The organism is Yersinia thracica, from assembly GCF_902170565.1.
Lineage (GTDB): Bacteria > Pseudomonadota > Gammaproteobacteria > Enterobacterales > Enterobacteriaceae > Yersinia > Yersinia thracica.
This window is the reverse complement of record NZ_CABHXX010000135.1, coordinates 1-27,000: the sequence shown is the minus strand read 5'-3', so window position 1 is coordinate 27,000 and position 27,000 is coordinate 1. Positions and strand designations below refer to the sequence as shown.

Below are 27,000 nucleotides of genomic sequence, written 5' to 3'. Positions count from 1 at the left end.
CGTGTCTAAAGAAAAATTTGAACGTAACAAACCCCATGTAAACGTCGGTACTATCGGCCACGTTGACCATGGTAAAACTACCCTGACTGCTGCAATCACCACCGTACTGGCTAAAACCTACGGCGGTAGCGCTCGTGCTTTCGATCAGATCGATAACGCACCAGAAGAAAAAGCACGTGGTATCACTATCAACACTTCTCACGTTGAATATGACACCCCGGCACGTCACTATGCGCACGTTGACTGCCCAGGGCATGCCGACTACGTTAAAAACATGATCACCGGTGCTGCTCAGATGGACGGCGCTATCTTGGTTGTTGCTGCAACTGATGGCCCTATGCCACAGACTCGTGAGCACATCCTGTTGGGTCGTCAGGTTGGCGTTCCATACATGATCGTATTCATGAACAAATGTGACATGGTTGACGATGAAGAGCTGCTGGAATTGGTAGAAATGGAAGTGCGTGAACTTCTTTCTGCTTACGATTTCCCAGGCGACGATATTCCAGTAATCAAGGGCTCAGCTCTGAAAGCACTGGAAGGTATTCCTGAGTGGGAAGCTAAAATTATCGAATTGGCTGAAGCATTGGATACCTACATTCCACTGCCAGAACGTGCTATTGATAAGCCATTCTTGCTGCCAATCGAAGACGTATTCTCTATCTCTGGCCGTGGTACTGTTGTAACGGGTCGTGTAGAGCGCGGTATCGTTAAAGTTGGTGAAGAAGTAGAGATCGTTGGTATCAAAGATACTGTTAAATCTACTTGTACCGGCGTTGAAATGTTCCGCAAACTGCTGGACGAAGGCCGTGCTGGTGAGAACGTTGGTGTTCTGCTGCGTGGTATCAAACGTGAAGATATCGAACGTGGTCAAGTTCTTGCTAAACCAGGTTCTATCAAGCCACACACTACCTTTGAATCAGAAGTTTATATTCTGAGCAAAGATGAAGGCGGCCGTCATACTCCGTTCTTCAAAGGCTACCGTCCTCAGTTCTACTTCCGTACAACTGACGTAACCGGTACCATCGAACTGCCAGAAGGCGTTGAAATGGTGATGCCAGGTGACAACATCAACATGGTTGTTACTCTGATTCACCCAATCGCAATGGACGACGGCCTGCGTTTCGCAATCCGTGAAGGCGGCCGTACTGTAGGCGCTGGTGTTGTTGCTAAAGTTATCGCTTAATTGTTTTATTGATTAATTACGTTATTGATCAAGTAAGAGGGCGCTTCGGCGCCCTTTTTTATTGCCTAAAGAAAATAATCTTAATTGAAATAACTCGCATTCTTATTTACACTGTGGATACTGGTTAAGAAGTGAGTCATTTTATGTATGTTTGCCTGTGTAATGCGGTATCTGACAAAGTTATCCGTAAAGCTGTGCGTCAGCACCATCCACATACCATTCAACAGCTGCGCCAATTAGTACCAATTGGTACAGACTGTGGGAAGTGCATTCGACAGGCCAGAGAAATCTTGATTGAGGAACGCGCTAACATTCCAGAAATGAATGATGTTGCCTAATAGTTAGCAGGGAGAAGTTTTCCCCACACTTTGCCATCTGGTACTACACTTTTAGTACTGGAAGCGGAGGGTATAACTATGAAAGGCGATAAAAGAATAATTGCACATCTCAATAAACTGCTCGGAAACGAGTTAGTTGCTATCAATCAATATTTTCTCCACGCCCGAATGTTTAAAAACTGGGGACTGATGCGCCTTAATGATAAGGAGTATCACGAATCAATCGACGAAATGAAGCATGCAGATAAATATATCGAGCGCATCTTATTCCTCGAAGGTATTCCTAACTTACAAGATTTGGGTAAGCTGAATATCGGCGAAGACGTTGAAGAAATATTGAAGTCAGATTTAGCTCTCGAATTAGCAGGAGCTAAGGATCTGCGCGAAGGCATTGCCTATGCTGATTCTATTCATGACTATGTCAGTCGCGATTTGTTGAAAGAAATTCTAGCGGAAGAAGAGGGTCACATCGATTGGCTGGAAACGGAACTGAGCCTCATTGAACGTTTGGGGATACAGAACTACTCCCAGGCTCAATTGGCAAAAGACTAGTTGTTTCCTCGCGGCACCGTCGTTTACTCAATCATAATATATTTAGTCAAAAGAGTGAGAACCGCCTTGGCCTCACTCTATTTCTCATTTACATACCGGCAAAAATAGACCTATTCCCCTCTAATTAAGTTATCTGGTAAGTTTTCGCATAGATTTTCAACACTGGCTTGCTTCCTGCTGGAATTTACGTATAATGCGCGGGCCTACCTAATCTTGATAGGCCAGATTGAAACTAATCTGTCGGTTACAGCCTGGTGCTGAAACCGAACAATACTCCCGATATGGGGGTTATATGTTGAACGATTACACTCCCCCATCAATCGAAATGGGTGCGAGGAGTAATCATTTACGTTTATAAATAATTGGAGCTCTGGTCTCATGCAGAACCAAAGAATCCGTATCCGCCTGAAAGCGTTTGATCATCGTTTGATCGATCAATCAACTGCGGAAATCGTCGAGACTGCCAAGCGCACTGGTGCGCAGGTTCGTGGTCCGATCCCGCTGCCAACTCGCAAAGAGCGCTTTACCGTTCTGATCTCTCCGCACGTCAATAAAGATGCGCGCGATCAGTACGAGATTCGCACTCACAAGCGTCTGGTTGACATCGTTGAGCCAACCGAGAAAACCGTTGATGCTCTGATGCGTCTGGATCTGGCTGCCGGTGTAGACGTGCAGATCAGCCTGGGTTAATCAGGTCATTGAGCGATTGAGAGGTTGAAACAATGATTGGTTTAGTCGGTAAGAAAGTGGGCATGACGCGTATCTTCACAGAAGATGGCGTTTCAATCCCAGTAACTGTTATCGAAATTGAAGCGAACCGTGTAACTCAGGTCAAAAGCCTGGAGAACGACGGATACCGTGCTGTACAAGTAACTACCGGTGCTAAAAAAGCTAACCGCGTTACTAAACCAGAAGCGGGTCATTTCGCTAAAGCTGGCGTAGAAGCTGGCCGTGGTCTGTGGGAATTCCGCCTTCCAGAAGGTCAAGAGTTCACTGCTGGTCAAGAAATTAGCGTCGAGATTTTTGCCGACGTTAAGAAAGTCGACGTTACAGGTACGTCTAAAGGTAAAGGTTTTGCCGGTACTGTTAAGCGCTGGAACTTCCGCACCCAAGATGCTACCCATGGTAACTCCTTGTCTCACCGTGTTCCGGGTTCTATCGGTCAAAACCAGACTCCGGGCAAAGTGTTCAAAGGCAAGAAAATGGCTGGCCACCTGGGTGACGAGCGTGTAACCGTTCAAAGCCTGGACGTAGTACGTGTTGACGCTGAGCGCAACCTACTGCTGGTTAAGGGTGCTGTACCGGGCGCTACCGGTGGCAACCTGATCGTTAAACCAGCTGTGAAGGCGTAAGGGGATAGCAATGGAATTAGTATTGAAAGACGCGCAAGGCGCGCTGACTGTTTCCGAAACTACCTTCGGTCGTGATTTCAACGAAGCGCTGGTACATCAGGTTGTTGTTGCTTATGCAGCAGGTGCCCGTCAAGGTACTCGTGCTCAGAAGACCCGCGCCGAAGTGACTGGTTCCGGTAAAAAACCGTGGCGCCAGAAAGGTACCGGCCGTGCGCGTGCAGGTTCTGTAAAGAGCCCAATCTGGCGTTCAGGTGGTGTGACCTTTGCTGCGAAGCCTCAGGATCACAGTCAGAAAGTAAATAAAAAGATGTACCGCGGCGCGCTGAAAAGCATTTTGTCCGAATTGGTACGTCAAGATCGTCTGATCATTGTCGAAAAGTTCTCTGTTGAAGCACCTAAAACTAAGTTGCTGGCGCAGAAGCTGAAAGATATGGCTCTGGAAGATGTACTGATCATCACTGGTGAACTGGACGAGAACTTGTTCTTGGCAGCTCGCAACCTGTACAAGGTTGATGTCCGTGATGTTGCTGGTATTGACCCAGTTAGCCTGATCGCCTTCGACAAAGTGGTTATGACTGCTGATGCTGTGAAGCAAGTTGAGGAGATGCTGGCATGATTCGTGAAGAACGTCTGCTGAAAGTACTGCGCGCGCCGCATGTATCTGAAAAGGCATCCGCTGCGATGGAAAAGAATAACACCATCGTTCTCAAAGTTGCCAAAGACGCGACCAAAGCAGAAATTAAAGCTGCAGTGCAGAAACTGTTTGAAGTCGAAGTCGAAGACGTTAACACCTTGCTGGTTAAAGGCAAGAGTAAGCGTCAAGGTCAGCGTGTTGGTCGTCGTAGCGACTGGAAAAAAGCTTACGTCACCCTGAAAGAAGGCCAGAATCTGGACTTCATCGGCGGCGCAGAGTAAGTCGGAGGAGTAAACAATGGCAATTGTTAAATGTAAACCTACATCTCCGGGTCGTCGCCACGTTGTTAAAGTGGTTAACCAGGAGTTGCATAAGGGTAAGCCTTATGCCCCGTTGCTTGAGAAATTAAGCAAAAGCGGTGGCCGTAACAACAATGGCCGTATCACTACCCGTCATATCGGTGGTGGCCACAAGCAACATTATCGTCTGGTTGACTTCAAACGCAACAAAGATGGTATCCCTGCTGTGGTTGAGCGTCTGGAGTACGATCCGAACCGTTCTGCGAATATCGCACTGGTTCTGTACAAAGACGGCGAACGTCGTTATATCCTGGCGCCAAAAGGCCTGAAAGCTGGTGACCAGATTCAATCTGGCGTTGATGCTGCAATTAAAGCAGGTAACACCCTGCCTATGCGTAACATCCCAGTTGGTTCAACGGTTCATAACGTAGAAATGAAACCAGGTAAAGGCGGCCAATTGGCTCGTTCTGCTGGTGCATACGTTCAGATCGTTGCTCGTGACGGTTCCTACGTTACTCTGCGTCTGCGCTCCGGCGAAATGCGCAAGGTTTTAGCTGATTGCCGCGCCACCTTAGGTGAAGTCGGTAACGCTGAACACATGCTGCGTGTGCTGGGTAAAGCAGGTGCTAGTCGTTGGCGTGGTATTCGTCCTACCGTTCGCGGTACGGCGATGAACCCAGTCGATCACCCACACGGTGGTGGTGAAGGTCGTAACTTTGGTAAGCACCCGGTAACCCCGTGGGGCGTTCAGACCAAAGGTAAGAAGACCCGTAGCAACAAGCGTACTGATAAGTTCATCGTACGTCGCCGTAGTAAAAAATAATTAGAGGATAAGCCATGCCACGTTCTCTCAAGAAAGGTCCCTTCATTGACCTGCACTTGCTGAAGAAGGTAGAGAAAGCGGTGGAAAGCGGAGACAAGAAGCCAATTCGGACTTGGTCCCGTCGTTCAACGGTCTTTCCAAATATGATCGGTTTGACCATCGCTGTCCATAATGGTCGTCAGCACGTTCCCGTTTTTGTTTCCGATGAAATGGTCGGTCACAAACTGGGTGAATTCGCGCCGACCCGTACTTATCGCGGCCATGCGGCCGATAAAAAGGCTAAAAAGCGCTAAGGTAGGAGGAAGAGATGGAAACTATCGCTAAACATCGCCACGCTCGTTCTTCTGCTCAGAAGGTTCGCTTGGTAGCGGACCTGATTCGCGGTAAGAAAGTGTCGCAAGCTCTGGAAACTCTGGCCTATACCAACAAGAAAGCTGCTGGTTTGGTTAAGAAGGTACTGGAGTCTGCCATTGCTAACGCAGAACACAACGATGGCGCTGACATCGATGATCTGAAAGTCACGAAGATCTTCGTAGACGAAGGCCCTAGCATGAAGCGCATTATGCCGCGTGCAAAAGGTCGTGCAGATCGCATCCTGAAGCGCACCAGCCACATTACTGTGGTTGTGTCCGATCGCTGAGACTCTGGAGACTAGCAATGGGTCAGAAAGTACATCCTAATGGTATTCGACTAGGTATTGTCAAAGCTTGGAACTCTACCTGGTACGCAAATACCAAAGAATTCGCTGACAACCTGGACAGCGACTTTAAAGTTCGCCAATTCTTGACTAAAGAATTAGCGAAAGCTTCCGTTTCTCGCATCGTTATCGAGCGTCCAGCGAAGAGCATCCGTGTGACTATTCACACCGCTCGTCCTGGCATCGTTATCGGCAAGAAAGGTGAAGATGTCGAAAAACTGCGTAAGGTCGTAGCGGATATCGCTGGCGTTCCTGCACAGATTAACATCGCCGAAGTCCGTAAACCGGAACTGGACGCAAAATTGGTTGCTGACAGCATCACTTCACAGCTGGAACGTCGCGTTATGTTCCGTCGTGCTATGAAGCGTGCTGTACAGAACGCAATGCGTCTTGGCGCTAAAGGTATCAAAGTTGAAGTAAGCGGCCGTCTTGGCGGTGCTGAAATCGCGCGTACCGAATGGTACCGTGAAGGTCGTGTTCCGTTGCATACACTGCGTGCGGATATCGATTACAACACATCTGAAGCGCACACCACTTATGGTGTAATCGGCGTTAAGGTATGGATCTTCAAAGGTGAGATCTTGGGTGGTATGGCTGCTGTTGAACAACCGGAACCGGCTGCTCAACCTAAAAAGCAGCAGCGTAAAGGCCGCAAGTAAGGAGAATCGCTGATGTTACAACCAAAGCGTACAAAATTCCGTAAGATGCACAAAGGCCGTAACCGTGGCCTTGCGCAAGGTACGGATGTTAGCTTCGGTGAGTTCGGCCTGAAAGCTTGTGGCCGTTGCCGCCTGACGGCTCGTCAAATCGAAGCAGCCCGTCGTGCGATGACACGTGCAATTAAGCGTCAAGGTAAGGTCTGGATCCGTGTATTCCCGGACAAACCGATCACTGAGAAGCCGCTCGAAGTGCGTATGGGTAAAGGTAAGGGTAACGTAGAGTATTGGGTTGCCCTGATCCAGCCAGGAAAAGTTTTATTTGAAATGGCTGGTGTACCGGAAGAAACTGCTCGCGAAGCATTTAAGCTCGCTGCAGCGAAACTGCCTGTAGGAACCACCTTTGTAACTAAGACGGTGATGTAATGAAAGCACAAGAGCTGCGTGAAAAAAGCGTTGAAGAGCTGAACACTGAGCTGCTCAACCTGCTGCGTGAGCAATTTAATTTGCGCATGCAGGCGGCTAGTGGCCAGCTGCAACAAACTCACCTGTCGAAACAAGTGCGTCGTAATATCGCACGTGTTAAGACTTTACTGACTGAGAAGGCGGGTGCGTAATGACTGACCAAATCCGTACTCTGCAAGGTCGCGTAGTTAGTGACAAAATGGAGAAATCCATGGTTGTTGCTATCGAACGTGTGGTGAAGCACCCAATTTATGGGAAATTCATCCGTCGTACGACGAAATTGCATGTACATGACGAGAACAATGAATGTGGAATCGGTGACGTGGTAGAAATCCGCGAATGCCGTCCATTGTCAAAGACTAAGTCTTGGACACTTGTTCGCGTTGTAGAGAAAGCGATTCTGTAATAGAGTAGCCAACTCGAACATAATAGACGGCTCAGAAAGTGGGCCGTTTATTTTTTCTACCCATAATCTGGAAGCGGTGTTATAATGCTGCGCCCTCATTCATGGGGCTTTTAAACGACCTATTCTGGGTCCTAAAGTAGTAGTTGACATTAGCGGAGCACTAACATGATCCAAGAACAGACTATGCTGAACGTGGCCGACAACTCCGGTGCACGTCGCGTAATGTGTATCAAGGTTCTAGGTGGCTCGCACCGTCGCTACGCAGGCATCGGCGACATCATCAAGATCACCATCAAGGAAGCAATTCCTCGTGGCAAGGTGAAGAAAGGCGATGTTCTGAAGGCGGTAGTGGTGCGCACCAAGAAGGGTGTACGTCGCCCGGACGGTTCTGTCATTCGCTTCGATGGCAACGCTTGTGTTATTTTAAATAATAACAGCGAGCAGCCAATCGGCACGCGTATTTTTGGGCCGGTAACTCGTGAACTGCGTAATGAGAAGTTCATGAAAATTATCTCTCTGGCACCAGAAGTACTCTAAGGAGCGAACCATGGCAGCGAAAATCCGTCGTGATGACGAAGTTATCGTGCTAACCGGGAAAGACAAAGGTAAGCGCGGTAAAGTAAAGAATGTCCTGTCTGCTAGTAAGGTCATTGTTGAAGGTATCAACCTGGTTAAAAAACATCAGAAGCCGGTTCCGGCCCTGAACCAACCAGGTGGCATTGTTGAAAAAGAAGCTGCAATTCAAGTTTCCAACATTGCGCTGTTCAACGCGGCAACTGGTAAGGCTGACCGTGTAGGCTTTAGATTCGAAGACGGCAAAAAAGTCCGTTTCTTTAAATCTAATAGCGAAACTATCAAGTAATTTGGAGTAATACGATGGCGAAACTGCATGATTACTACAAAGACGAGGTAGTCAAACAACTGATGTCTCAGTTTGGCTACAACTCTGTCATGCAAGTCCCTCGGGTCGAGAAGATCACCCTGAACATGGGTGTTGGTGAAGCGATCGCTGACAAGAAACTGCTGGACAATGCAGCAGCTGACTTGGCAGCAATCTCCGGTCAAAAGCCGTTTATCACCAAAGCACGCAAATCTGTTGCAGGCTTCAAAATCCGTCAGGGCTATCCGATCGGCTGTAAAGTAACCCTGCGTGGCGAACGCATGTGGGAATTCTTTGAGCGTCTGATTACCATTGCTGTTCCACGTATCCGTGACTTCCGTGGCTTGTCCGCTAAGTCATTCGATGGCCGTGGTAACTACAGCATGGGTGTGCGCGAGCAGATCATCTTCCCGGAAATCGACTACGATAAAGTCGATCGTGTACGTGGTTTGGATATTACCATTACCACTACTGCGAAGTCCGATGATGAAGGCCGTGCATTGTTGGCTGCTTTTAAATTCCCATTCCGCAAGTAAGGTAGGGTTACTGATGGCTAAGCAATCAATGAAAGCACGCGAAGTCGTTCGCGTGAAACTAGCTAACAAATACCGCGCTCAACGCGAGGAATTAAAAGCTATTATCTCTGGTGTGAACTCATCCGACGAAGATCGTTGGAATGCTGTTCTGAAGCTGCAGTCTCTGCCGCGTGATTCCAGCCCGTCCCGTCAGCGTAACCGCTGCAACCAAACTGGTCGTCCGCATGGTTTCCTGCGGAAGTTCGGGTTGAGCCGTATTAAAGTCCGTGAAACCGCAATGCGCGGTGAAATCCCGGGCCTTAAAAAGGCTAGCTGGTAATTGTCACCAATTGAATCACGGGAGTAAAGACAGATGAGCATGCAAGATCCGATCGCGGATATGCTGACCCGTATCCGTAACGGTCAATCCGCAAACAAAGTCGCGGTCACCATGCCTTCCTCCAAGCTGAAAGTGGCAATTGCCAACGTTCTGAAGGAAGAAGGTTTTATTGAAGATTTTAAAATCGAAGGCGACACCAAGCCTGTTCTGGAATTAGCACTTAAGTATTTCCAGGGTAAGGCAGTGGTAGAAAGCATTCAACGTATCAGCCGTCCAGGTTTGCGCATCTATAAGAAAAAAGATGAGCTGCCAAAAGTTATGGCCGGTTTGGGTATCGCTGTTATTTCTACCTCTAAAGGTGTTATGACCGATCGTGCAGCTCGCCAAGCTGGTCTTGGTGGCGAGATTATCTGCTACGTAGCTTAATTCGGGAGGAAAGAATGTCTCGTGTTGCAAAAGCACCCGTCGTCATTCCTGCCGGCGTAGAGGTAAAACTCAACGGTCAGGTTATTTCGATAAAGGGTAAGAACGGCGAGCTGACTCGTACCGTCCATAGCGCTGTTGAAGTTAAGCAAGAAGAAAATACATTGACTTTCGCTCCACGCGAAGGCGCTGTAGACGGTTGGGCCCAAGCGGGTACCACTCGTGCACTGCTTAATGCAATGGTCGTTGGTGTTACCGAAGGCTTCACTAAGAAGCTTCAATTGGTAGGTGTAGGTTACCGTGCCGCAGTTAAAGGCAACGTGGTGAATTTAGCTTTAGGCTTCTCTCATCCAGTTGACCATGAATTGCCGGCTGGCATTACTGCTGAATGCCCGACCCAAACTGAAATCGTGCTGAAAGGCGCTGATAAGCAGGTGATTGGTCAGGTTGCAGCAGATTTACGTGCCTACCGTCGTCCTGAGCCTTATAAAGGCAAGGGTGTCCGTTACGCCGACGAAGTCGTGCGTACCAAAGAGGCTAAGAAGAAGTAAGGTAACACTATGGATAAGAAAGCAGCTCGTATCCGTCGTGCGACCCGCGCACGCCGCAAGCTCAAAGAACTGGGTGCGACTCGCCTGGTGGTACATCGTACCCCACGCCATATTTACGCGCAGGTTATTGCACCAAACGGTTCTGAAATTTTGGTAGCAGCTTCTACTGTAGAAAAAGCTATCAATGAGCAATTGAAGTACGCCGGCAACAAAGATGCCGCCGCAGCTGTAGGTAAAGCTGTTGCAGAGCGCGCATTGGAAAAAGGGATCACGAAAGTATCCTTTGACCGTTCCGGTTTCCAATATCATGGTCGAGTCCAGGCACTGGCAGATGCTGCCCGTGAAGCTGGCCTTCAGTTCTAAGGTAGAGGTGTAAGATGTCTCACATCGAAAAACAAGCTGGCGAACTGCAGGAAAAGCTGATCGCGGTAAACCGCGTATCTAAAACCGTAAAAGGTGGCCGTATTTTCAGCTTTACCGCACTGACAGTAGTTGGTGATGGTAACGGTCGCGTTGGTTTTGGCTACGGCAAAGCACGCGAAGTTCCGGCAGCGATCCAAAAAGCGATGGAAAAAGCCCGTCGCGCTATGATTAATGTTGCTTTGGATAACGGCACTCTGCAGCACCCTGTTAAAGGTGCTCACACAGGTTCCCGTGTATTCATGCAACCAGCTTCTGAAGGTACCGGTATCATCGCCGGTGGTGCAATGCGCGCCGTCTTGGAAGTTGCAGGGGTTCATAACGTTCTAGCTAAAGCATATGGTTCTACTAACCCGATTAACGTGGTTCGTGCAACTATCGCAGCTTTGGAAGATATGAAATCTCCAGAAATGGTCGCTGCTAAGCGTGGTAAGTCCGTCGAAGAAATTCTAGGGAAATAACCATGGCAAAGACTATTAAAGTAACTCAAACAAAAAGCAGTATCGGTCGTTTGCCGAAACACAAGGCAACTCTGATCGGTTTAGGTCTGCGTCGTATTGGTCATACTGTAGAGCGTGAGGATACTCCTGCTGTGCGTGGTATGGTCAACTTGGTTTCCTACATGGTTAAAGTTGAGGAGTAACAGATGCGTTTAAATACTCTGTCTCCGGCTGAAGGTGCCAAGCATGCGCCGAAGCGTGTAGGTCGTGGTATCGGTTCTGGCCTGGGTAAAACTGCTGGTCGTGGTCACAAAGGTCAGAACTCACGTTCTGGTGGTGGCGTACGTCGTGGTTTTGAAGGTGGTCAGATGCCTTTATATCGTCGTTTGCCGAAATTCGGCTTCACCTCTCGCAAAGCTATGATCACGGCAGAAGTTCGTCTGTCTGAACTGGCTTTAGTGGAAGGCGACGTAATCGACCTGAACACGCTGAAAGCCGCTAACGTTGTTGGTACCCAGATTGAGTTCGCGAAAGTTATGCTTTCAGGCGAAATCACTCGTGCGGTAACTCTTCGTGGTCTGCGTGTCACCAAAGGCGCTCGTGCTGCTATCGAAGCTGCTGGCGGTAAAATTGAGGAATAAGTAGCAGATGGCTAAGCAACCAGGATTAGATTTTCAAAGTGCTAAAGGCGGATTAGGCGAACTGAAGCGCAGACTTTTGTTTGTTATCGGTGCGCTTATTGTTTTCCGTATCGGCTCTTTTATTCCGATTCCTGGTATCGATGCCACTGTGCTTGCTAAATTGCTCGAGCAGCAGAGAGGGACCATCATTGAAATGTTTAACATGTTCTCTGGTGGTGCTCTCAGTCGTGCTTCTATCTTTGCCTTGGGTATCATGCCGTATATTTCGGCATCGATTATTATCCAACTGCTAACGGTGGTTCATCCAGCGTTGGCAGAAATAAAGAAAGAAGGGGAGGCTGGCCGTCGTAAGATTAGTCAGTACACCCGCTATGGCACGTTGGTATTGGCTATATTCCAATCGATCGGTATTGCTACCGGTCTGCCGAATATGCCTGGGATGCAAGGTCTGGTAATCAATCCAGGCTTTGCCTTCTATTTTACCGCTGTTGTTAGCTTGGTCACAGGGACGATGTTCCTAATGTGGCTTGGCGAACAGATTACTGAGCGTGGTATCGGTAACGGTATTTCAATCATAATCTTTGCTGGTATTGTTGCCGGTCTTCCACCTGCAATAGCCCATACCATCGAGCAAGCTCGGCAAGGCGACCTGCACTTCCTCCTGTTGCTGTTGGTTGCAGTATTAGTGTTTGCAGTAACCTTCTTCGTTGTTTTCATTGAACGTGGTCAACGTCGTATCGTCGTTAACTATGCTAAACGTCAACAAGGTCGTCGTGTTTATGCAGCACAGAGCACACATTTACCGTTGAAAGTGAATATGGCTGGGGTTATCCCTGCAATCTTTGCTTCCAGCATAATTCTGTTCCCTGCCACGATTGCATCATGGTTCGGGGGTGGAACAGGCTGGAACTGGCTGACGACTATTTCGATGTATTTGCAGCCGGGACAGCCGCTTTATGTGTTACTCTATGCGTCTGCAATCATCTTCTTCTGTTTCTTCTACACGGCGTTGGTGTTTAACCCACGTGAAACAGCAGATAACCTGAAGAAGTCCGGTGCATTCGTGCCAGGAATTCGTCCGGGAGAGCAAACGGCGAAGTACATCGATAAAGTAATGACGCGTCTAACCTTAATTGGTGCGATGTATATTACTTTCATCTGCCTGATCCCGGAGTTCATGCGTGACGCGATGAAAGTACCATTTTACTTTGGTGGTACCTCCCTACTTATCGTAGTGGTGGTCATCATGGACTTTATGGCTCAAGTGCAAACTCTGATGATGTCTAGTCAGTACGAGTCTGCATTGAAGAAAGCAAACCTGAAAGGCTATAACCGCTAATTCAGGGATGTTTGAGAAGTTACGGAGAGTAAAAATGAAAGTTCGTGCTTCCGTCAAGAAATTATGTCGTAACTGCAAAATTGTTAAGCGTAACGGTGTCGTTCGCGTAATCTGCAGTGCCGAACCAAAGCATAAACAGCGTCAAGGCTGATTTATCTTGCATATTTTTCTTGCAAAGTTGGGTTGAGCTGGCTAGATTAGCCAGCCAATCTTTTGTATGTGACTGCAATGCTATTTGAGTATCCTGAAAACGGGCTTTTCAGAATGGTATTGCTGTATAAAATAGTAGGAGTGCATAGTGGCCCGTATAGCAGGCATTAACATTCCTGATCAGAAACATACCGTTATCGCTTTAACAGCGATCTTCGGCATCGGTAAGACCCGTTCACAGGCTATCTGTGTTGCTGCGGGTATTGCTGAAAATGTTAAGATCAGTGAGCTGTCTGAAGAGCAAATCGAGAAGCTGCGTGACGAAGTTGCCAAGTACGTTGTAGAAGGTGATCTGCGTCGTGAGGTGACCCTGAGCATCAAGCGTCTGATGGACCTTGGGACTTATCGTGGTTTGCGTCATCGTCGTGGTCTACCAGTTCGCGGTCAGCGTACTAAGACCAACGCACGTACCCGTAAGGGTCCGCGTAAACCGATCAAGAAATAATCGGGGTGATTGAATAATGGCAAAGGCACCTATTCGTGCACGCAAGCGTGTAAGAAAGACAGTCTCTGACGGTGTGGCTCATATCCATGCTTCTTTCAACAACACCATCGTTACCATTACAGATCGTCAAGGTAACGCATTGGGTTGGGCAACAGCAGGTGGTTCCGGTTTCCGTGGATCTCGTAAGTCTACTCCGTTTGCAGCGCAAGTTGCAGCAGAGCGCTGCGCTGACGCAGTGAAAGAATACGGTATCAAGAATCTGGAAGTTATGGTTAAAGGACCTGGTCCGGGCCGTGAGTCTACTATCCGTGCGTTAAACGCGGCTGGTTTTCGCATCACTAATATTACTGATGTGACTCCGATCCCTCATAACGGTTGTCGTCCGCCGAAAAAGCGCCGCGTATAACGCTGCTTTTAGGTTTGTTGGAGAGAGAAAATGGCAAGATATTTGGGTCCTAAGCTCAAGCTGAGCCGTCGTGAGGGCACAGACCTGTTCCTTAAGTCTGGCGTTCGCGCGATTGACACCAAGTGTAAGATTGAACAACCACCTGGCCAGCACGGTGCGCGTAAACCGCGTCTGTCTGACTACGGTGTGCAGTTACGTGAAAAACAAAAAGTTCGCCGTATCTATGGTGTTCTAGAACGTCAATTCCGTAACTACTATAAAGAAGCAGCACGTCTGAAAGGCAACACCGGTGCAAACCTGTTGCAATTGCTGGAAGGCCGTCTGGATAACGTAGTTTACCGTATGGGCTTTGGCGCAACTCGTGCTGAATCACGTCAGCTGGTTAGTCATAAAGCTATCATGGTAAATGGTCGCGTTGTTAACATCGCTTCTTATCAGGTATCTCCGAATGACGTAGTCAGCATCCGTGAGAAAGCTAAAAAGCAGTCTCGTGTTAAGGCAGCTTTGGAGCTGGCTGAGCAGCGTGAAAAGCCGACTTGGCTGGAAGTTGATGCTGTCAAGATGGAAGGTGTGTTCAAACGTATTCCTGAACGTACTGATCTGTCTGCGGACATTAACGAACACCTGATCGTCGAGCTTTACTCCAAGTAAAGCTTAGTACCAAAGAGAGGACACAATGCAGGGTTCTGTGACAGAGTTTCTAAAACCGCGCCTGGTAGATATCGAGCAAGTCAGTTCGACGCATGCCAAGGTGACCCTTGAGCCGTTAGAGCGTGGCTTTGGCCATACTCTCGGCAACGCACTGCGCCGTATTCTGCTTTCATCTATGCCGGGTTGCGCTGTGACCGAGGTTGAGATTGATGGTGTACTACATGAGTACAGCACCAAAGAAGGCGTACAGGAAGATATCCTGGAGATCCTGCTCAACCTGAAAGGGCTGGCGGTGAGAGTTCAGGGTAAAGATGAAGTTATTCTTACCCTGAATAAATCTGGCATTGGCCCTGTGACTGCAGCCGATATCACCCATGATGGTGATGTCGAAATCGTCAAGCCGCAGCACGTTATCTGCCACCTGACCGATGAAAACGCATCTATTAGCATGCGTATCAAAGTTCAACGTGGTCGTGGTTATGTGCCGGCTTCTGCCCGAATTCATTCGGAAGAAGATGAGCGCCCGATTGGTCGTCTGTTAGTAGACGCATGCTATAGCCCTGTAGAGCGAATTGCCTACAATGTTGAAGCAGCGCGTGTAGAACAGCGTACCGACCTGGACAAGTTGGTTATCGAGATGGAAACCAATGGTACGATCGATCCTGAAGAGGCGATCCGCCGTGCGGCAACTATCTTGGCTGAACAGCTTGAAGCTTTCGTTGACCTACGTGATGTACGTCAGCCGGAAGTTAAAGAAGAGAAGCCAGAGTTTGATCCGATCCTGCTGCGCCCTGTTGACGATCTGGAATTGACTGTCCGCTCTGCTAACTGCCTCAAGGCAGAAGCTATCCACTACATCGGTGATCTGGTACAGCGTACCGAGGTTGAGTTGCTGAAAACGCCTAACCTGGGTAAAAAATCTCTTACTGAGATTAAAGACGTGCTTGCATCACGTGGTCTTTCTTTAGGCATGCGCCTAGAAAATTGGCCGCCGGCTAGCATTGCTGATAACGAGTAACCGGATCACAGGTTAAGGTTTTACTGAGAAGGATAAGGTCATGCGCCATCGTAAGAGTGGTCGTCAACTGAACCGTAACAGCAGCCATCGCCAGGCTATGTTCCGTAACATGGCCGGCTCTTTGGTTCGTCATGAGATAATCAAGACGACCCTGCCGAAAGCGAAAGAGCTGCGTCGCGTTGTTGAGCCGCTGATTACTCTTGCCAAGACCGACAGCGTAGCTAATCGTCGTCTGGCATTCGCCCGCACTCGTGATAACGAGATCGTGGCAAAACTGTTTAACGAGCTAGGCCCGCGTTTCGCGAGCCGCGCCGGTGGTTACACTCGCATTCTGAAGTGTGGCTTCCGTGCAGGCGACAACGCACCGATGGCTTACATCGAGTTAGTTGATCGTGCTGCATCGCAAGCAGAAGTAGTTGCTGCAGAGTAATCTGTAAACGCGTAAAAAAACCGGGCTTGCCCGGTTTTTTTACGTCCAAAATTCAGCAACATGGTTTCCATCCTTCATCTCTTTGCACCTTGCCACTTATTATTTATCTGCCAATCCATTAATCTTAACTAGCACTCCATTTTATGGGGCTGATTGGAGGGTATATGGGATTAGTCGACGAATGGGCTGAAAGACACATTATTAATGCTCAAGAGAATGGAGAACTGGATAATCTTTCGGGAAATGGCAAACCCTTATTGCTTGATAATGACACCTTTGTTCCTCCTGAACTTAGAGTCGGCTATAGATTATTGAAGAATGCCGGATATCTCCCTCCAGAATTACAGGATAGACAGGAAGCATTGACTATCACGGCTCTGTTGTCACAGTTCGATACTCGTCATAATGACTACTCAGGTTTACATAAGAGATTGGTTTTATTGGAGTTAAAATTAAAACAAGCAGGCTTTAGTGCTGATTTCTTGCATAGCGAATATCAAGGTAAAGTGACAGATAAATTGTCCAAAGAGGAATAATAAATGTTAAAGATAGGCCAGCTCGCTAAACTTGCAGATGTTACACCCGATACTATCCGCTATTATGAAAAACAAGGGATGATGGAGCATGGTGAACGCACGGAAGGTGGCTACAGACTTTACACTGAACAAGATTTGCAGCGTTTACGTTTTATTCGTTATGCAAAGCAGCTTGGTTTTACATTAGAGACAATTGCTGAGTTATTATCGATCCGTGTCGATCCTGAGCACCACACCTGCCAAGAGTCTAAAGCAATTGTAGATTCTCGGTTACATGATGTGGAAAGCAAGATCACTGAGTTGAAAAAGATGCGGGAGTCTTTAAAACGGCTTAGTAATGCATGTTGTGGTAGTACGCACGCCACGACTTATTGCTCAATTTTGGAGGCACTGGAGCAAGGAGCAACTGAAGAGTTAGCGAGGGACTAATTTTTTTAGAAGGTGGGTTTTAATCCGTATCTACAGACAGTATTATTCGTGGGTTTTTTAATCAACATTTCATTAGTGAGATACTACTATGACGACATATCGGCATACAAAAGGGAAAATTAAAGACAATGCGCTGGAAGCCCTGCTCCATGATCCACTATTCAGGCAACGTATTGAGAAGAATGCTAAAGGTAAAGGGAGCTACCAGCGTAAAGAAAAACACGGTAAAGGCGGTAACTGGGAGGCCAGTGGTAAGCAATCAATAGATTTATTACCACTGACCTTCTTGATTTCAACGCAATAAAAAAGCCATCAATTTGATGGCTTTCTACATTTAATAAAGCTGAAATTATTTTGGTTGTTGTGCTTTTAGTAAGTCACGAATTTCAGCGAGCAGTTTTTCTTCTGTTGTTGGTGCTGGCGGTGCCGCAGGCTCTTCCGCTTTTTCACGGCGTAGTTTATTCATTAGTTTAACGGCTGAGAAAATAGCGAGTGCCACAATGACGAAATCAAAGACGCTTTGAATAAAACTACCATAATTCATTACAACAGCAGGTATAGTTCCTTCGGCAGCACGTAATACGAAATGGAATTGTTTGAAATCGACCCCACCGAGCAATAAACCTAATGGTGGCATAATGATATCGGCAACAAGTGAGGAAACAATTCTACCAAATGCAGCCCCAATAATTACCCCGACAGCCAAGTCGACCACATTGCCACGCATGGCAAATTCACGAAATTCCTTCATAAAACTCATAACTAACACCCCCTTTAAAATGAACTACTTAATCTTAGCTAAATAAAACTGGATACAGCCATAATTATAGGAAAATTTTTCCATTATCAATGGGAATAGTTTTAATTTAATCACCATTTATTACAAGAAGAATGGACTTGGCTGGAACAGCCGCTCCACATCAGGGACGAATTTTTTGTGAGTAATAAACATTATTACATGATCGCCCTGTTTAATAATGGAGTTACCATTCGCAATAATGACTTCGTCACCACGAACAATTGCCCCAATAGTTGTACCCGGCGGCAGCTTTATATCTTCAACCATTCGGCCTACCACTTTTGATGTTGTTTCATCGCCGTGGGCAATGGCTTCTATTGCTTCAGCAACACCTCGTCTTAATGACGATACACTGACAATATCGGCTTTGCGGACATGACCTAATAACGCGGAAATAGTAGCTTGTTGTGGCGATATAACAATATCAATAACACTTCCCTGAACCAGATCGACATAGGCACTGCGCTGGATTAATACCATTGCCTTTTTAGCTCCCATGCGTTTTGCCAACATAGCTGACATAATATTTGCTTCATCATCATTGGTAATGGCGATAAAAACATCAACCTGTTCAATATGTTCTTCTGCTAACAATTCCTGATCTGATGCGTCACCATAAAATACGATAGTATCGTGCAGCATTTCTGCTAATTCGGCCGCACGTTGCTGGTCGCGTTCGATTAACTTTACGCTGTAATCTTTTTCCAACCGTAACGCTAAGCCCGCCCCTACATTCCCACCACCAACAATCATGATGCGCTTATAAGGTTTTTCCAGCCGTTGCAATTCACTCATTACAGCCCGGATATGCTGCGAGGCAGCAACAAAGAAGACTTCATCACCCGCTTCAATAATTGTCGAACCCTGCGGGCGAATTGGCCGGTCTTGACGAAATATTGCCGCGACTCTGGTATCAATATGCGGCATATGTTCACGTAAAGATGATAATGCATTCCCGACTAATGGCCCGCCATAATAGGCTTTGACCGCCGCAATACTGACTTTACCTTCAGCAAAATTCACCACCTGCAAAGCCCCCGGGTATTCAATGAGTTTATAGATGTAATCTATAACTAACTGTTCCGGTGATATTAAATGGTCAATAGGAACCGCTTCCGGTAGAAAGAGTTTATCTGCTTCACGAATATACTCAGCTGAACGAATGCGAGCGATGCGATTTGGTGTGTTAAATAGCGAGTAAGCGATTTGGCAGGCAACCATATTAGTTTCATCGGAGTTAGTCACTGCCACCAACATATCGGCATCTTCTGCCCCAGCTTCCCGCAAAATACGCGGGTGCGACCCATGCCCTTGCACGACTCGAAGATCAAATTTATCTTGTAGCTGGCGTAGCCGACCAGAGTCGACATCAACGACCGTGATGTCATTGTTCTCACCCACCAGATTTTCTGCCAGGGTACCGCCCACTTGCCCCGCCCCAAGAATAATTATTTTCATAGCGCTCTCTGTTTCACACTGAAATTAGGTTTGAGGCAGCAAAGGCCACGACTATTTTTTGATCAACTTTGCATAATAAAAACCATCGCCATCCTCAGGATGTGGCAGGTTTTGTCTACCGGGCGCTGAAGTTGTACCGGTTTCGACCAATTCTGCTTCACTGTGCCGTTGCAGGAAAGCGGCTATCTGCTGCTGATTCTCTTCTGGCAATATAGAGCAGGTAGCATAAACCATTACGCCACCTTGCTTTAGTTTAGGCCAGATAGCTTCAAGTATCTCAGATTGAAGTTGGGCCAGATCGGTAATATCGCTGTCTCGGCGCAACCATTTGATATCGGGATGCCGGCGAATAACCCCGGTTGCTGAGCAAGGGGCATCTAACAGAATTCGGTCGAATTGCTGTTCACCGCACCATTCATCCGGGGTTCGGCCATCACCAACTCGCACGTCCGCATGTAATTTCAGACGTTGTAAGTTCTCTTTAACTCGGCTGAGACGCTGTTCATCTATATCGATAGCTAATACATGGGCCTTTGGCGCTGCTTCCAATATATGAGTTGTTTTACCACCTGGTGCGGCACACAAATCGAGGATCTGTTCACCATTTTGCGGATCAAGCAGATCAACACAGCCTTGTGCTGATGCATCTTGCACTGTTACCCAGCCGAGTTCAAAGCCGGGGAGAGCACCAACAGCACAAGGTGTAATAAGGCGAACAGCATCAGGATAAAAATCATGAGGCAGAGCATCAATATTGGCTTGTTTCAACAGCTCAAGGTATTCACTGCGTGAATTATGTAGCCGACTTACACGCAGCCACATTGGCGGTTTTTGATTATTTGCATCCACAATCTGCTGCCATTGATCCGGATAGGCGTGTTTAATCCGCGCCAGCAGCCAGCTTGGATGCAGATAGTGACTCTCGTTATTTGCAGCTCGCTCTAATAATTCCACTTGCTGGCGCTGGAATTGGCGCAGTACCCCATTAATAAGCCCTTTTAATTGGGGGCGTTTCAGTGCGGTAGCCCCCTCAACTGTTTCCGCCAGCGCTGCATGAGGGGGAATGCGCGTGTATATCAGCTGATAAAGTCCAACCATAATCAAATAATGAAAAATGCGCTGTTTGCCAGTCATCGGGCGTGCCATTAATTGCTTGATACACCATTCGAGCTGCGGTAAAACACGCAAAGTGCCAAAACACAACTCCTGCAGCAATGCGCGATCTTTATCGGAAATATTTTTATGTAGCCCAGGTAAAACGGTACTGAGCGATTGCCCCTGATCCAATACCTGGCTAATTGCTTTGGCAGCGATGCTGCGGAGATTATATGTGTTTTTCATAACCAAAAAAGCCGACAAACGTCAGCAAATAAAGGGAAAGTAGCCCGATGATGAAGTATCGGGCGATGAAACTTATACCCGTTGGGTATATGATTAAATAGATCTTTTATGCTAACGGGTTACCGGGAGTAAACCATTCGCGCCGCGAATTTAACAAATCTGCTGCTGACATCGCTTTCTTTCCAGCCGGTTGCAGTTGCGTGATATTCAAAACACCATCAGCGGTGGCAATTTGAATGCCATGCTTATCGGCCTGAATGATTGTTCCAGGTGAGACATTATCAACAGTCGCGAGCACTTGTGCTTGCCAAACTTTGATCGGCTGCTCATCAACAACGAAATAGCTGACTGGCCAAGGATTAAAGGCGCGAATACAGCGCTCTAACTGAACAGCAGAAAGTGACCAATCTAATTTGGCTTCCTCTTTGCTCAGTTTTTCTGCATAGGTAACTTGCGCTTCGTCCTGTACCTCGGGCTGTGCACGGCCTTCGGCCAATTGTTGCAGTGTGACTAATAAGCCCTGCGGGCCAAGTTGCGCCAATTTATCGTACAGTGTCGCACTGGTGTCTTCTGGCTGAATATCACACTCAATCTTATGCAACATATCACCGGTATCCAGCCCGATATCCATTTGCATGATAGTTACACCGGTTTTTGCATCGCCGGCCCATAATGAGCGTTGGATCGGAGCAGCGCCACGCCAGCGCGGCAACAGGGAACCATGGACATTAATACAACCTAATCGCGGCATGGCCAAAACAGATGCTGGCAGAATCAAGCCATAAGCAACCACCACCATAATATCCGCGTTAAGATCGGCAACTAAATGCTGATTTTCTTCCGGACGTAATGATTTTGGCTGAAAAACGGGAATGTTGTGTTGTTCAGCTAATACCTTCACCGGGCTGGGGGTAAGCTTATTTCCTCGGCCTGCCGGGCGGTCAGGTTGAGTGAAAACAGCCACAATCTGATGTTGAGAAGACAACAACGCGCCTAAATGGCGCGCTGCAAAGTCAGGAGTTCCGGCAAAAATAATCCGCAAAGAGTCAGACACATTGGTTTCCTGCAATTAATTGGTTTCCTGTATTAGAATCGGTTAGTCGGCCCGAGCATTTAGCTTGGCCATTTTCTCCAGCTTCTGGCGGATACGCTGACGTTTCAGTGGAGATAAATAATCCACAAACAGTTTGCCCACCAAATGATCCATTTCATGCTGGATACAAATTGCCAATAAGTCATCAGCTGCTAGCTCGAACGGTTTACCGTCACGATCCAGCGCCCTGATTTTGACTTTTTCAGCCCGAGGAACTAACGCGCGTTGCTCTGGAATGGATAAGCAACCTTCTTCAATACCGGTTTCACCGCTTTTTTCCAACAGTTCAGGGTTAATCAACACTAAACGTTGGTCACGATTTTCCGAGACATCGATGACGATAATTTGCAGGTGAACATCCACTTGTGTTGCAGCAAGGCCAATACCTTCCTCTGCGTACATGGTTTCGAACATGTCGTCCACAATACGCTGGATTTCACCATTGACTTCTTTTACCGGCGCTGCAATTTTGCGCAGCCGCTCGTCTGGGTAATGTAATATTTGTAATACTGACATAAATATCTAGATCTGCGTCCGAGTAGTGAATGATATTCAATCTCTATTCTAGACATTTCCGGCCATGATTGACAGCATCGTCTACCAATTGAACAAATCGGCGTCAGTTTAGGAAGTATGCCAGGGAGGCGATATGTTAGCGGCAGAATTATGGCTCAGGATGAGCTACGTCAAAGGGCTCGGGGCAATAAAAAGCAGCGCCTTGGTAAGGCGGTTACTGGCCAGCGGTGATGTTCACCTTGGGAGGTTGGCCGCCTATGGGTTAAATCCCCAGCAATGTCAGCAATTTACTCAGGTCGACCTCCATTATATTGACGCCACCCTGACCTGGCTGGAACACCCCTCTCATTACTTACTCACATATGGCGAGCCGAGCTATCCACCGCGTTTAGCCCATATTTCTGCTGCTCCCTTGGTGATTTTTGCCTCCGGTGAGCTTGATGTCCTTTATCGTCCACAAATTGCTATGGTGGGGAGCCGCCATTTTAGCCATTATGGCGAACAGTGGGGGCGATATTTCGCTTCAGAATTGGCTCAAACTGGGTTAGTCATTACCAGTGGTCTGGCTGTGGGGATTGACGGAATCTGCCATAAGGCGGCCCTGAATGCTAAAGGAAAAACCATTGCTGTATTAGGTAGTGGATTGGAGTACATATACCCACGTCGTCACAGTCAATTAGCGCGCGAAATTGAGTATCAAGGTGGGGCTTTAGTCTCCGAGTTTCTGACAACAGCATTACCTATCGCCGCTCATTTTCCTCGAAGAAACCGTATTATCAGCGGATTAAGTTCCGCAGTGTTAGTTGTTGAAGCAACAATGAAAAGTGGCTCTTTAATTACTGCCCGCTATGCTATGGATCAAGGCCGAGATGTTTTTGCAATTCCGGGGCCACTCGGCAGCGCAACCAGTGAGGGGGTTCACTGGCTAATTCAGCAGGGGGCATACTTGGCCAAATCTGCTCATGAGGTTGCTGAACAGGTTGGCGGTTCGCTGCAATGGATATCATTGCCCGATAAAGTAATTATTTCTTCATCTGAGGAGCAAGTTGAATTGCCATTTGCCGATGTGTTGGCTAACGTAGGAGATGAGGTGACACCCGTTGATGTCGTCGCCGAACGTGCCGGCCAACCTGTGCCAGATATCGTTAGCAAATTGCTCGAACTGGAGTTAGCAGGGTGGATCGCAGCTGTACCCGGCGGCTATGTCCGATTAAGGAGGGCAGGCCATGTTCGACGTTCTAATTTACTTATTTGAAACTTATATGCATAACGAGTCGGAAATGCTTGTTGATCAAGACAGGATTACTGACGATCTTGCACAAGCAGGTTTCTATCGTGAGGATATCAACAACGCCCTGAACTGGTTAGAGGCTCTCGCCGATCTACAAGAAGGGCAGAAAGCACCTTATCTCTATGCTGCTGATCCACAAGCACTGCGTATTTACACAGCGGAAGAGTGCCAACGTTTGGATACCACTTGCCGTGGTTTTATCCTATTTCTTGAACAAATTCAGGTATTACATCTTGATACCCGTGAGATGGTTATCGACCGCATTATGGCGTTGGACTCGAATGAGATTGACCTAGAGGATCTCAAATGGGTTGTGTTGATGGTGCTGTTTAACATTCCGGGTTATGAAAGCGCCTATCAGCAGATGGAAGAGTTACTTTTTGAAGTCAATGAAGGTTATTTACACTAAGTGGTAATATCACTGGCAAATAACTTTATATAGAAGGCGTTATGACAAAAACAGTTACTGCTAAGGATAATGGGTCGTGTCCGGAGTGTGGATCGGCGTTAGTCATACGCAGCGGCGATCATGGCCCATTCCTTGGTTGCTCACATTATCCTGGTTGCCAGTACATGCGCCCGCTGAAAGCGCAATCTGACGGCCATATCGTGAAAGTTCTGGAAGGGCAACATTGCCCTGAATGCGGTTCAGAAATGGTGTTGCGGCAAGGGCGTTTTGGTATGTTTATTGGCTGTAGCCAATATCCGCAATGTGATCATACCGAAGTTATTGATAAACCAGATGAAACATCAATAGACTGCCCGCAGTGTGGTCAAGGAAAATTGCTACAGCGCAAATCTCGGTTTGGAAAAGTCTTCCATGCTTGCAATCGTTATCCCGATTGCCAGTTTACAATTAATCAGCAACCCATTACTGGAGAGTGTGTTTATTGCCACTATCTATTGTTAATGGAAAAGAAAACAGCACAAGGCGTAAAACGTTTTTGCGCCAGCAAGTTATGCGGGAAGGCAGTAGTCAGTGAGTAATAACAACGTGAGTAAGCCAGAGAATAGTGCCGTTTTGGCGGATGTGTTGCGGGCATTGCAACAAGAAGAGGTTATTGCCTACCCGACAGAGGCTGTGTTTGGGTTGGGCTGTGATCCTGATAGTGAAAAGGCCGTTAATGCTTTATTAGCATTAAAACAGCGGCCATGGCAGAAAGGGCTGATTCTAATTGCCGCCAATTATGAACAGTTAAAACCGTATGTGAATGACGCGGCACTAAGTGATGCTCAGCGAGAGGCTATTTTTTCCTGTTGGCCTGGGCCGGTAACTTGGGTTATTCCTGCCCACCCTGAAACACCACGCTGGCTAACGGGCAGCTTTGATTCATTAGCCGTGAGAGTCAGTGACCACCCACTTGTACAGCAGCTTTGCTCGGAGTATGGCAAACCTTTGGTTTCAACCAGTGCCAACTTAAGTGGCCAAGAACCTTGCCGTACAACTGAAGAAGTTAGAATGCAATTTGGTGTTTCACTGCCCGTATTCACTGGTTTGGTTGGAGGGCGTTTGAATCCATCAGAGATCAGAGATGCTTTAACCGGTAAACAATTTCGTCAAGGATAGGAAATAGCATGGATCAGAAGTTTGCAGTGTTTGGTAACCCAATTGGGCACAGTAAGTCACCAAGGATCCATGCGCTCTTCGCTGAGCAAACTGGCATTGAATATCGCTACGGTATGGTTTTGGCTCCTAATGAAACCTTTGAAGAGACATTAATGTCTTTTTTTGCGGACGGAGCGATAGGGGCGAACATAACGACACCGTTTAAAGAACGTGCTTATGCAAAGTGCGACGAATTGACCGATCGTGCGTCACTGACCGGTGCTGTCAATACCATTAAGCAATTAAAAGATGGGCGCTTGTTGGGTGACAACACCGATGGCATTGGTTTACTCAGTGATCTTGAGCGACAGGATCTGATCCAAATAACCGACCGTATCCTATTGGTGGGGGCTGGTGGGGCAGCTCGGGGCGTGATCTTTCCTTTACTTTCCTATGGCTGTAAGGTCGTTATCACTAACCGGACTTATGCTCGCGCACAGCAACTTGCAGAAGTATTCCATCATTTAGGGGATATAGATGCTATCGAGATGCAAGATCTGAGTGGGCAGCAGTTTGATTTAATCATCAATGCGACAGCCTCGGGTATTTATGGTGAAGTACCAAACTTACCTATGGATATTATTAGCCCACAAACCCGTTGCTACGATATGTTCTATCAGGCTGATATTACGCCGTTTTTAGCCTGGAGTGCGTGCTTGGGGGTGACGAACTATGCCGATGGTTTGGGCATGCTGGTGGGGCAGGCGGCGCATGCTTTTCAGTTATGGCATAGTGTGATGCCTGAAATTACTCCTGTATTAAATCAGCTGCGTGATGAGTTAGGTAAATAGAAAGTCACTGAATAATGCAGGGAAGATATGGTTAATTCCCTGCATCAGAAATTAATCTCTATTTGGTTTCTGCTAGATAGTCATCTTTCCAGCGCACATAGTTACCCGCAGAATAAAGCAGGCCTTCTAATTCAGCAGGCGTTAAAGGGCGGACTTGTCTGGCTGGGCTGCCCATATAAAGGTGGCCACTAACCAGTTTTTTTCTAGGAGAAACCAAACTACCCGCTCCAATCATCACATCATCTTCTACAATGGCACCATCTAACACGATGGAGCCCATTCCCACTAATACCCGATTGCCAATAGTGCAACCGTGGAGCATGGCTTTATGCCCGACAGTCACATCTTCGCCAATAATCAGCGGGTTCCCCTTGGGATTATGTTCTGAGTGATGGGTAACATGTAACACGCTACCGTCTTGAATATTAGAACGTGCGCCAATGCTAACCTGATTAACATCACCACGAATGGCAACCAACGGCCAGACACTGACATCATCACCCAAAATAACATTACCAATGATCACACTGGATCTATCGATCATGACGCGTTCACCTAGCGCAGGTAAGTAATGAAGATAAGCGCGAATAGTATCGGACATAATAATAGCCTCTTTATAAGAAAGTATTTTACCGGCAATACTAGCCTTTGTTGATGGAATTACAACCAATCGGCGGTGGGGATCGCCATGAAAATACCGCGGATCGGCCAAGATCTGCACGTAAGGAGTGAAAAGTATTCAAACAGAAGAAAAACGCGAGAAAAGAGTTGTGCAAAAAATTCGACTCCCTATAATGCGCATCCATCGAGACGGCACACAACGAATCAAGTAGTTAAGTGACCGGCGAAGAGAACAGAGAAATTCAACGAAATTAGTAGTTGACTCTGAATGAGGAAAGCGTAATATGCGCACCTCGCGTTACCAACCACGGGTTGCTAACGCACTGCTCTTTAACAATTTATCAGACAATCTGTGTGGGCACTCGCAAGACGATATCGAAGCCTGTTTCGGCAGGCAGAAGC

General features: G+C 47.3%; 45 protein-coding genes. 39 read left to right on the top strand and 6 right to left on the bottom strand.

Translation table 11 applies throughout. The annotated features are described in order from the left end of the window. Position 1 precedes the first annotated feature (1 nt). The 34 genes from tuf (at position 2) to FTA91_RS18905 (ending at position 17,386) form a co-directional block, all read left to right on the top strand. Positions 2-1,186 (top strand): elongation factor Tu, encoded by a 1,185-nt coding sequence (gene tuf / locus FTA91_RS19070; RefSeq protein WP_038637113.1) that lies wholly within the window; start codon positions 2-4, stop codon positions 1,184-1,186. Positions 1,187-1,329: 143 nt separating this feature from the next. After that, positions 1,330-1,524, top strand: coding sequence for a bacterioferritin-associated ferredoxin (bfd, locus tag FTA91_RS19065; protein ID WP_004391429.1), 195 nt, complete (start codon positions 1,330-1,332; stop codon positions 1,522-1,524). Positions 1,525-1,602: 78 nt separating this feature from the next. Next, entirely contained in the window at positions 1,603-2,076 is a 474-nt protein-coding gene (gene bfr / locus FTA91_RS19060) for a bacterioferritin (RefSeq protein WP_050116238.1), read from the top strand. A 378-nt stretch (positions 2,077-2,454) separates the two neighbouring features. Continuing rightward, a complete protein-coding gene (rpsJ, locus tag FTA91_RS19055) occupies positions 2,455-2,766 on the top strand; it encodes a 30S ribosomal protein S10 (protein ID WP_001181005.1) in 312 nt (103 codons plus the stop codon). Between the two features lie 32 nt (positions 2,767-2,798). Next, positions 2,799-3,428: a 50S ribosomal protein L3 gene (gene rplC, locus FTA91_RS19050; RefSeq protein ID WP_004709250.1), complete on the top strand. Its 630-nt coding sequence runs from the start codon at positions 2,799-2,801 to the stop codon at positions 3,426-3,428. 10 nt (positions 3,429-3,438) lie between these two features. Then, positions 3,439-4,044, top strand: coding sequence for a 50S ribosomal protein L4 (gene rplD / locus FTA91_RS19045; protein ID WP_004391426.1), 606 nt, complete (start codon positions 3,439-3,441; stop codon positions 4,042-4,044). After that, positions 4,041-4,343: a 50S ribosomal protein L23 gene (rplW, locus tag FTA91_RS19040; RefSeq protein ID WP_050116240.1), complete on the top strand. Its 303-nt coding sequence runs from the start codon at positions 4,041-4,043 to the stop codon at positions 4,341-4,343. Before rplD ends, rplW begins: the two co-directional genes overlap by 4 nt. A 16-nt stretch (positions 4,344-4,359) precedes the next feature. Further along, positions 4,360-5,184 carry a 50S ribosomal protein L2 gene (rplB, locus tag FTA91_RS19035; protein ID WP_004391424.1) on the top strand — a complete coding sequence of 275 codons (825 nt, stop codon included), beginning with the start codon at positions 4,360-4,362 and terminating at the stop codon, positions 5,182-5,184. A gap of 14 nt (positions 5,185-5,198) precedes the next feature. Beyond that, positions 5,199-5,477 carry a 30S ribosomal protein S19 gene (gene rpsS, locus FTA91_RS19030; RefSeq protein ID WP_002213430.1) on the top strand — a complete coding sequence of 93 codons (279 nt, stop codon included), beginning with the start codon at positions 5,199-5,201 and terminating at the stop codon, positions 5,475-5,477. A gap of 14 nt (positions 5,478-5,491) precedes the next feature. Continuing rightward, entirely contained in the window at positions 5,492-5,824 is a 333-nt protein-coding gene (gene rplV / locus FTA91_RS19025; RefSeq protein WP_004391423.1) for a 50S ribosomal protein L22, read from the top strand. A 17-nt stretch (positions 5,825-5,841) separates the two neighbouring features. Continuing rightward, positions 5,842-6,540 (top strand): 30S ribosomal protein S3, encoded by a 699-nt coding sequence (gene rpsC, locus FTA91_RS19020; protein ID WP_002221644.1) that lies wholly within the window; start codon positions 5,842-5,844, stop codon positions 6,538-6,540. A 12-nt stretch (positions 6,541-6,552) separates the two neighbouring features. Further along, the gene (gene rplP / locus FTA91_RS19015) at positions 6,553-6,963 is read left to right on the top strand and encodes a 50S ribosomal protein L16 (RefSeq protein WP_002218940.1); all 411 of its coding nucleotides are present in this window, start codon (positions 6,553-6,555) and stop codon (positions 6,961-6,963) included. Further along, positions 6,963-7,154 (top strand): 50S ribosomal protein L29, encoded by a 192-nt coding sequence (gene rpmC / locus FTA91_RS19010; protein ID WP_005159843.1) that lies wholly within the window; start codon positions 6,963-6,965, stop codon positions 7,152-7,154. The genes rplP and rpmC overlap by 1 nt, the downstream gene beginning before the upstream one ends. Continuing rightward, positions 7,154-7,408, top strand: coding sequence for a 30S ribosomal protein S17 (gene rpsQ, locus FTA91_RS19005; RefSeq protein WP_002228135.1), 255 nt, complete (start codon positions 7,154-7,156; stop codon positions 7,406-7,408). The genes rpmC and rpsQ overlap by 1 nt, the downstream gene beginning before the upstream one ends. Positions 7,409-7,573: 165 nt before the next feature. Continuing rightward, the gene (gene rplN / locus FTA91_RS19000; RefSeq protein ID WP_002213325.1) at positions 7,574-7,945 is read left to right on the top strand and encodes a 50S ribosomal protein L14; all 372 of its coding nucleotides are present in this window, start codon (positions 7,574-7,576) and stop codon (positions 7,943-7,945) included. A 10-nt stretch (positions 7,946-7,955) separates the two neighbouring features. After that, positions 7,956-8,270, top strand: a complete 315-nt coding sequence (rplX, locus tag FTA91_RS18995; RefSeq protein WP_004391420.1) for a 50S ribosomal protein L24 — start codon at positions 7,956-7,958, stop codon at positions 8,268-8,270. A 14-nt stretch (positions 8,271-8,284) separates the two neighbouring features. Next, positions 8,285-8,824 (top strand): 50S ribosomal protein L5, encoded by a 540-nt coding sequence (gene rplE, locus FTA91_RS18990; RefSeq protein ID WP_004391419.1) that lies wholly within the window; start codon positions 8,285-8,287, stop codon positions 8,822-8,824. A gap of 13 nt (positions 8,825-8,837) precedes the next feature. Further along, positions 8,838-9,143, top strand: a complete 306-nt coding sequence (rpsN, locus tag FTA91_RS18985; RefSeq protein ID WP_004391418.1) for a 30S ribosomal protein S14 — start codon at positions 8,838-8,840, stop codon at positions 9,141-9,143. 33 nt (positions 9,144-9,176) lie between these two features. Further along, positions 9,177-9,569 (top strand): 30S ribosomal protein S8, encoded by a 393-nt coding sequence (gene rpsH, locus FTA91_RS18980; protein ID WP_032820216.1) that lies wholly within the window; start codon positions 9,177-9,179, stop codon positions 9,567-9,569. A 14-nt stretch (positions 9,570-9,583) separates the two neighbouring features. Next, complete coding sequence (rplF, locus tag FTA91_RS18975; RefSeq protein WP_004391415.1) at positions 9,584-10,117, top strand: 50S ribosomal protein L6; 534 nt, start codon at positions 9,584-9,586, stop codon at positions 10,115-10,117. A 9-nt stretch (positions 10,118-10,126) separates the two neighbouring features. After that, entirely contained in the window at positions 10,127-10,480 is a 354-nt protein-coding gene (gene rplR, locus FTA91_RS18970) for a 50S ribosomal protein L18 (protein ID WP_004391413.1), read from the top strand. Between the two features lie 14 nt (positions 10,481-10,494). Beyond that, the gene (rpsE, locus tag FTA91_RS18965) at positions 10,495-10,998 is read left to right on the top strand and encodes a 30S ribosomal protein S5 (protein ID WP_004391412.1); all 504 of its coding nucleotides are present in this window, start codon (positions 10,495-10,497) and stop codon (positions 10,996-10,998) included. Positions 10,999-11,000: 2 nt separating this feature from the next. Next, entirely contained in the window at positions 11,001-11,180 is a 180-nt protein-coding gene (rpmD, locus tag FTA91_RS18960) for a 50S ribosomal protein L30 (protein WP_002213339.1), read from the top strand. A gap of 3 nt (positions 11,181-11,183) precedes the next feature. Next, positions 11,184-11,618 carry a 50S ribosomal protein L15 gene (gene rplO / locus FTA91_RS18955; protein ID WP_004391411.1) on the top strand — a complete coding sequence of 145 codons (435 nt, stop codon included), beginning with the start codon at positions 11,184-11,186 and terminating at the stop codon, positions 11,616-11,618. A gap of 7 nt (positions 11,619-11,625) precedes the next feature. Continuing rightward, complete coding sequence (secY, locus tag FTA91_RS18950) at positions 11,626-12,957, top strand: preprotein translocase subunit SecY (RefSeq protein ID WP_002213344.1); 1,332 nt, start codon at positions 11,626-11,628, stop codon at positions 12,955-12,957. 34 nt (positions 12,958-12,991) lie between these two features. Then, on the top strand, positions 12,992-13,108 hold the full coding sequence (gene rpmJ, locus FTA91_RS18945) for a 50S ribosomal protein L36 (protein WP_002227352.1): 117 nt from the start codon (positions 12,992-12,994) through the stop codon (positions 13,106-13,108). Positions 13,109-13,255: 147 nt separating this feature from the next. After that, positions 13,256-13,612, top strand: coding sequence for a 30S ribosomal protein S13 (gene rpsM / locus FTA91_RS18940; RefSeq protein WP_004391410.1), 357 nt, complete (start codon positions 13,256-13,258; stop codon positions 13,610-13,612). 16 nt (positions 13,613-13,628) lie between these two features. Beyond that, positions 13,629-14,018, top strand: coding sequence for a 30S ribosomal protein S11 (rpsK, locus tag FTA91_RS18935; RefSeq protein ID WP_004709234.1), 390 nt, complete (start codon positions 13,629-13,631; stop codon positions 14,016-14,018). 30 nt (positions 14,019-14,048) lie between these two features. Further along, positions 14,049-14,669, top strand: coding sequence for a 30S ribosomal protein S4 (gene rpsD, locus FTA91_RS18930; protein ID WP_002218949.1), 621 nt, complete (start codon positions 14,049-14,051; stop codon positions 14,667-14,669). 25 nt (positions 14,670-14,694) lie between these two features. Then, positions 14,695-15,687, top strand: coding sequence for a DNA-directed RNA polymerase subunit alpha (locus FTA91_RS18925; RefSeq protein WP_004709232.1), 993 nt, complete (start codon positions 14,695-14,697; stop codon positions 15,685-15,687). A gap of 40 nt (positions 15,688-15,727) precedes the next feature. Next, the gene (rplQ, locus tag FTA91_RS18920) at positions 15,728-16,117 is read left to right on the top strand and encodes a 50S ribosomal protein L17 (protein ID WP_004391407.1); all 390 of its coding nucleotides are present in this window, start codon (positions 15,728-15,730) and stop codon (positions 16,115-16,117) included. Positions 16,118-16,281: 164 nt separating this feature from the next. Beyond that, entirely contained in the window at positions 16,282-16,653 is a 372-nt protein-coding gene (locus tag FTA91_RS18915; protein ID WP_145535900.1) for a DnaJ family domain-containing protein, read from the top strand. A gap of 3 nt (positions 16,654-16,656) precedes the next feature. Next, positions 16,657-17,082: a Zn(2+)-responsive transcriptional regulator gene (zntR, locus tag FTA91_RS18910; protein ID WP_004391406.1), complete on the top strand. Its 426-nt coding sequence runs from the start codon at positions 16,657-16,659 to the stop codon at positions 17,080-17,082. 88 nt (positions 17,083-17,170) lie between these two features. Then, entirely contained in the window at positions 17,171-17,386 is a 216-nt protein-coding gene (locus tag FTA91_RS18905) for an alternative ribosome-rescue factor A (protein ID WP_050116242.1), read from the top strand. 45 nt (positions 17,387-17,431) lie between these two features. On the opposite strand, the gene mscL is transcribed toward FTA91_RS18905, so the two are convergent. The 5 genes from mscL to def form a co-directional block, all read right to left on the bottom strand. Further along, complete coding sequence (gene mscL, locus FTA91_RS18900) at positions 17,432-17,842, bottom strand: large-conductance mechanosensitive channel protein MscL (protein ID WP_004391404.1); 411 nt, start codon at positions 17,840-17,842, stop codon at positions 17,432-17,434. A gap of 120 nt (positions 17,843-17,962) precedes the next feature. Continuing rightward, the gene (trkA, locus tag FTA91_RS18895; RefSeq protein ID WP_004391403.1) at positions 17,963-19,339 is read right to left on the bottom strand and encodes a Trk system potassium transporter TrkA; all 1,377 of its coding nucleotides are present in this window, start codon (positions 19,337-19,339) and stop codon (positions 17,963-17,965) included. Positions 19,340-19,390: 51 nt separating this feature from the next. Next, positions 19,391-20,680 carry a 16S rRNA (cytosine(967)-C(5))-methyltransferase RsmB gene (rsmB, locus tag FTA91_RS18890; RefSeq protein WP_050116244.1) on the bottom strand — a complete coding sequence of 430 codons (1,290 nt, stop codon included), beginning with the start codon at positions 20,678-20,680 and terminating at the stop codon, positions 19,391-19,393. A gap of 106 nt (positions 20,681-20,786) precedes the next feature. Beyond that, positions 20,787-21,734: a methionyl-tRNA formyltransferase gene (gene fmt, locus FTA91_RS18885; protein WP_050116259.1), complete on the bottom strand. Its 948-nt coding sequence runs from the start codon at positions 21,732-21,734 to the stop codon at positions 20,787-20,789. A 42-nt stretch (positions 21,735-21,776) separates the two neighbouring features. Further along, complete coding sequence (def, locus tag FTA91_RS18880) at positions 21,777-22,289, bottom strand: peptide deformylase (protein WP_050116245.1); 513 nt, start codon at positions 22,287-22,289, stop codon at positions 21,777-21,779. 133 nt (positions 22,290-22,422) lie between these two features. On the opposite strand from def, the gene dprA reads away from it, so the two are divergent. Genes dprA through aroE form a run of 5 tightly spaced genes read left to right on the top strand, consistent with a single transcriptional unit; the run spans position 22,423 to position 25,977 of the window. Next, a complete protein-coding gene (gene dprA, locus FTA91_RS18875; protein ID WP_050116247.1) occupies positions 22,423-23,544 on the top strand; it encodes a DNA-protecting protein DprA in 1,122 nt (373 codons plus the stop codon). Continuing rightward, a complete protein-coding gene (locus FTA91_RS18870) occupies positions 23,516-23,989 on the top strand; it encodes a DUF494 family protein (protein WP_050116249.1) in 474 nt (157 codons plus the stop codon). The genes dprA and FTA91_RS18870 overlap by 29 nt, the downstream gene beginning before the upstream one ends. A 41-nt stretch (positions 23,990-24,030) precedes the next feature. Beyond that, on the top strand, positions 24,031-24,567 hold the full coding sequence (locus FTA91_RS18865) for a DNA topoisomerase family protein (protein WP_050116251.1): 537 nt from the start codon (positions 24,031-24,033) through the stop codon (positions 24,565-24,567). 7 nt (positions 24,568-24,574) lie between these two features. Continuing rightward, positions 24,575-25,147 (top strand): L-threonylcarbamoyladenylate synthase type 1 TsaC, encoded by a 573-nt coding sequence (gene tsaC, locus FTA91_RS18860; protein WP_050116261.1) that lies wholly within the window; start codon positions 24,575-24,577, stop codon positions 25,145-25,147. An 8-nt stretch (positions 25,148-25,155) separates the two neighbouring features. Continuing rightward, positions 25,156-25,977, top strand: coding sequence for a shikimate dehydrogenase (gene aroE, locus FTA91_RS18855; RefSeq protein ID WP_145583764.1), 822 nt, complete (start codon positions 25,156-25,158; stop codon positions 25,975-25,977). A 58-nt stretch (positions 25,978-26,035) separates the two neighbouring features. Here the strand turns inward: aroE and FTA91_RS18850 are convergent, their stop codons facing one another. After that, positions 26,036-26,578: a gamma carbonic anhydrase family protein gene (locus tag FTA91_RS18850; protein WP_050116253.1), complete on the bottom strand. Its 543-nt coding sequence runs from the start codon at positions 26,576-26,578 to the stop codon at positions 26,036-26,038. Between the last annotated feature and the right edge of the window lie 422 nt (positions 26,579-27,000).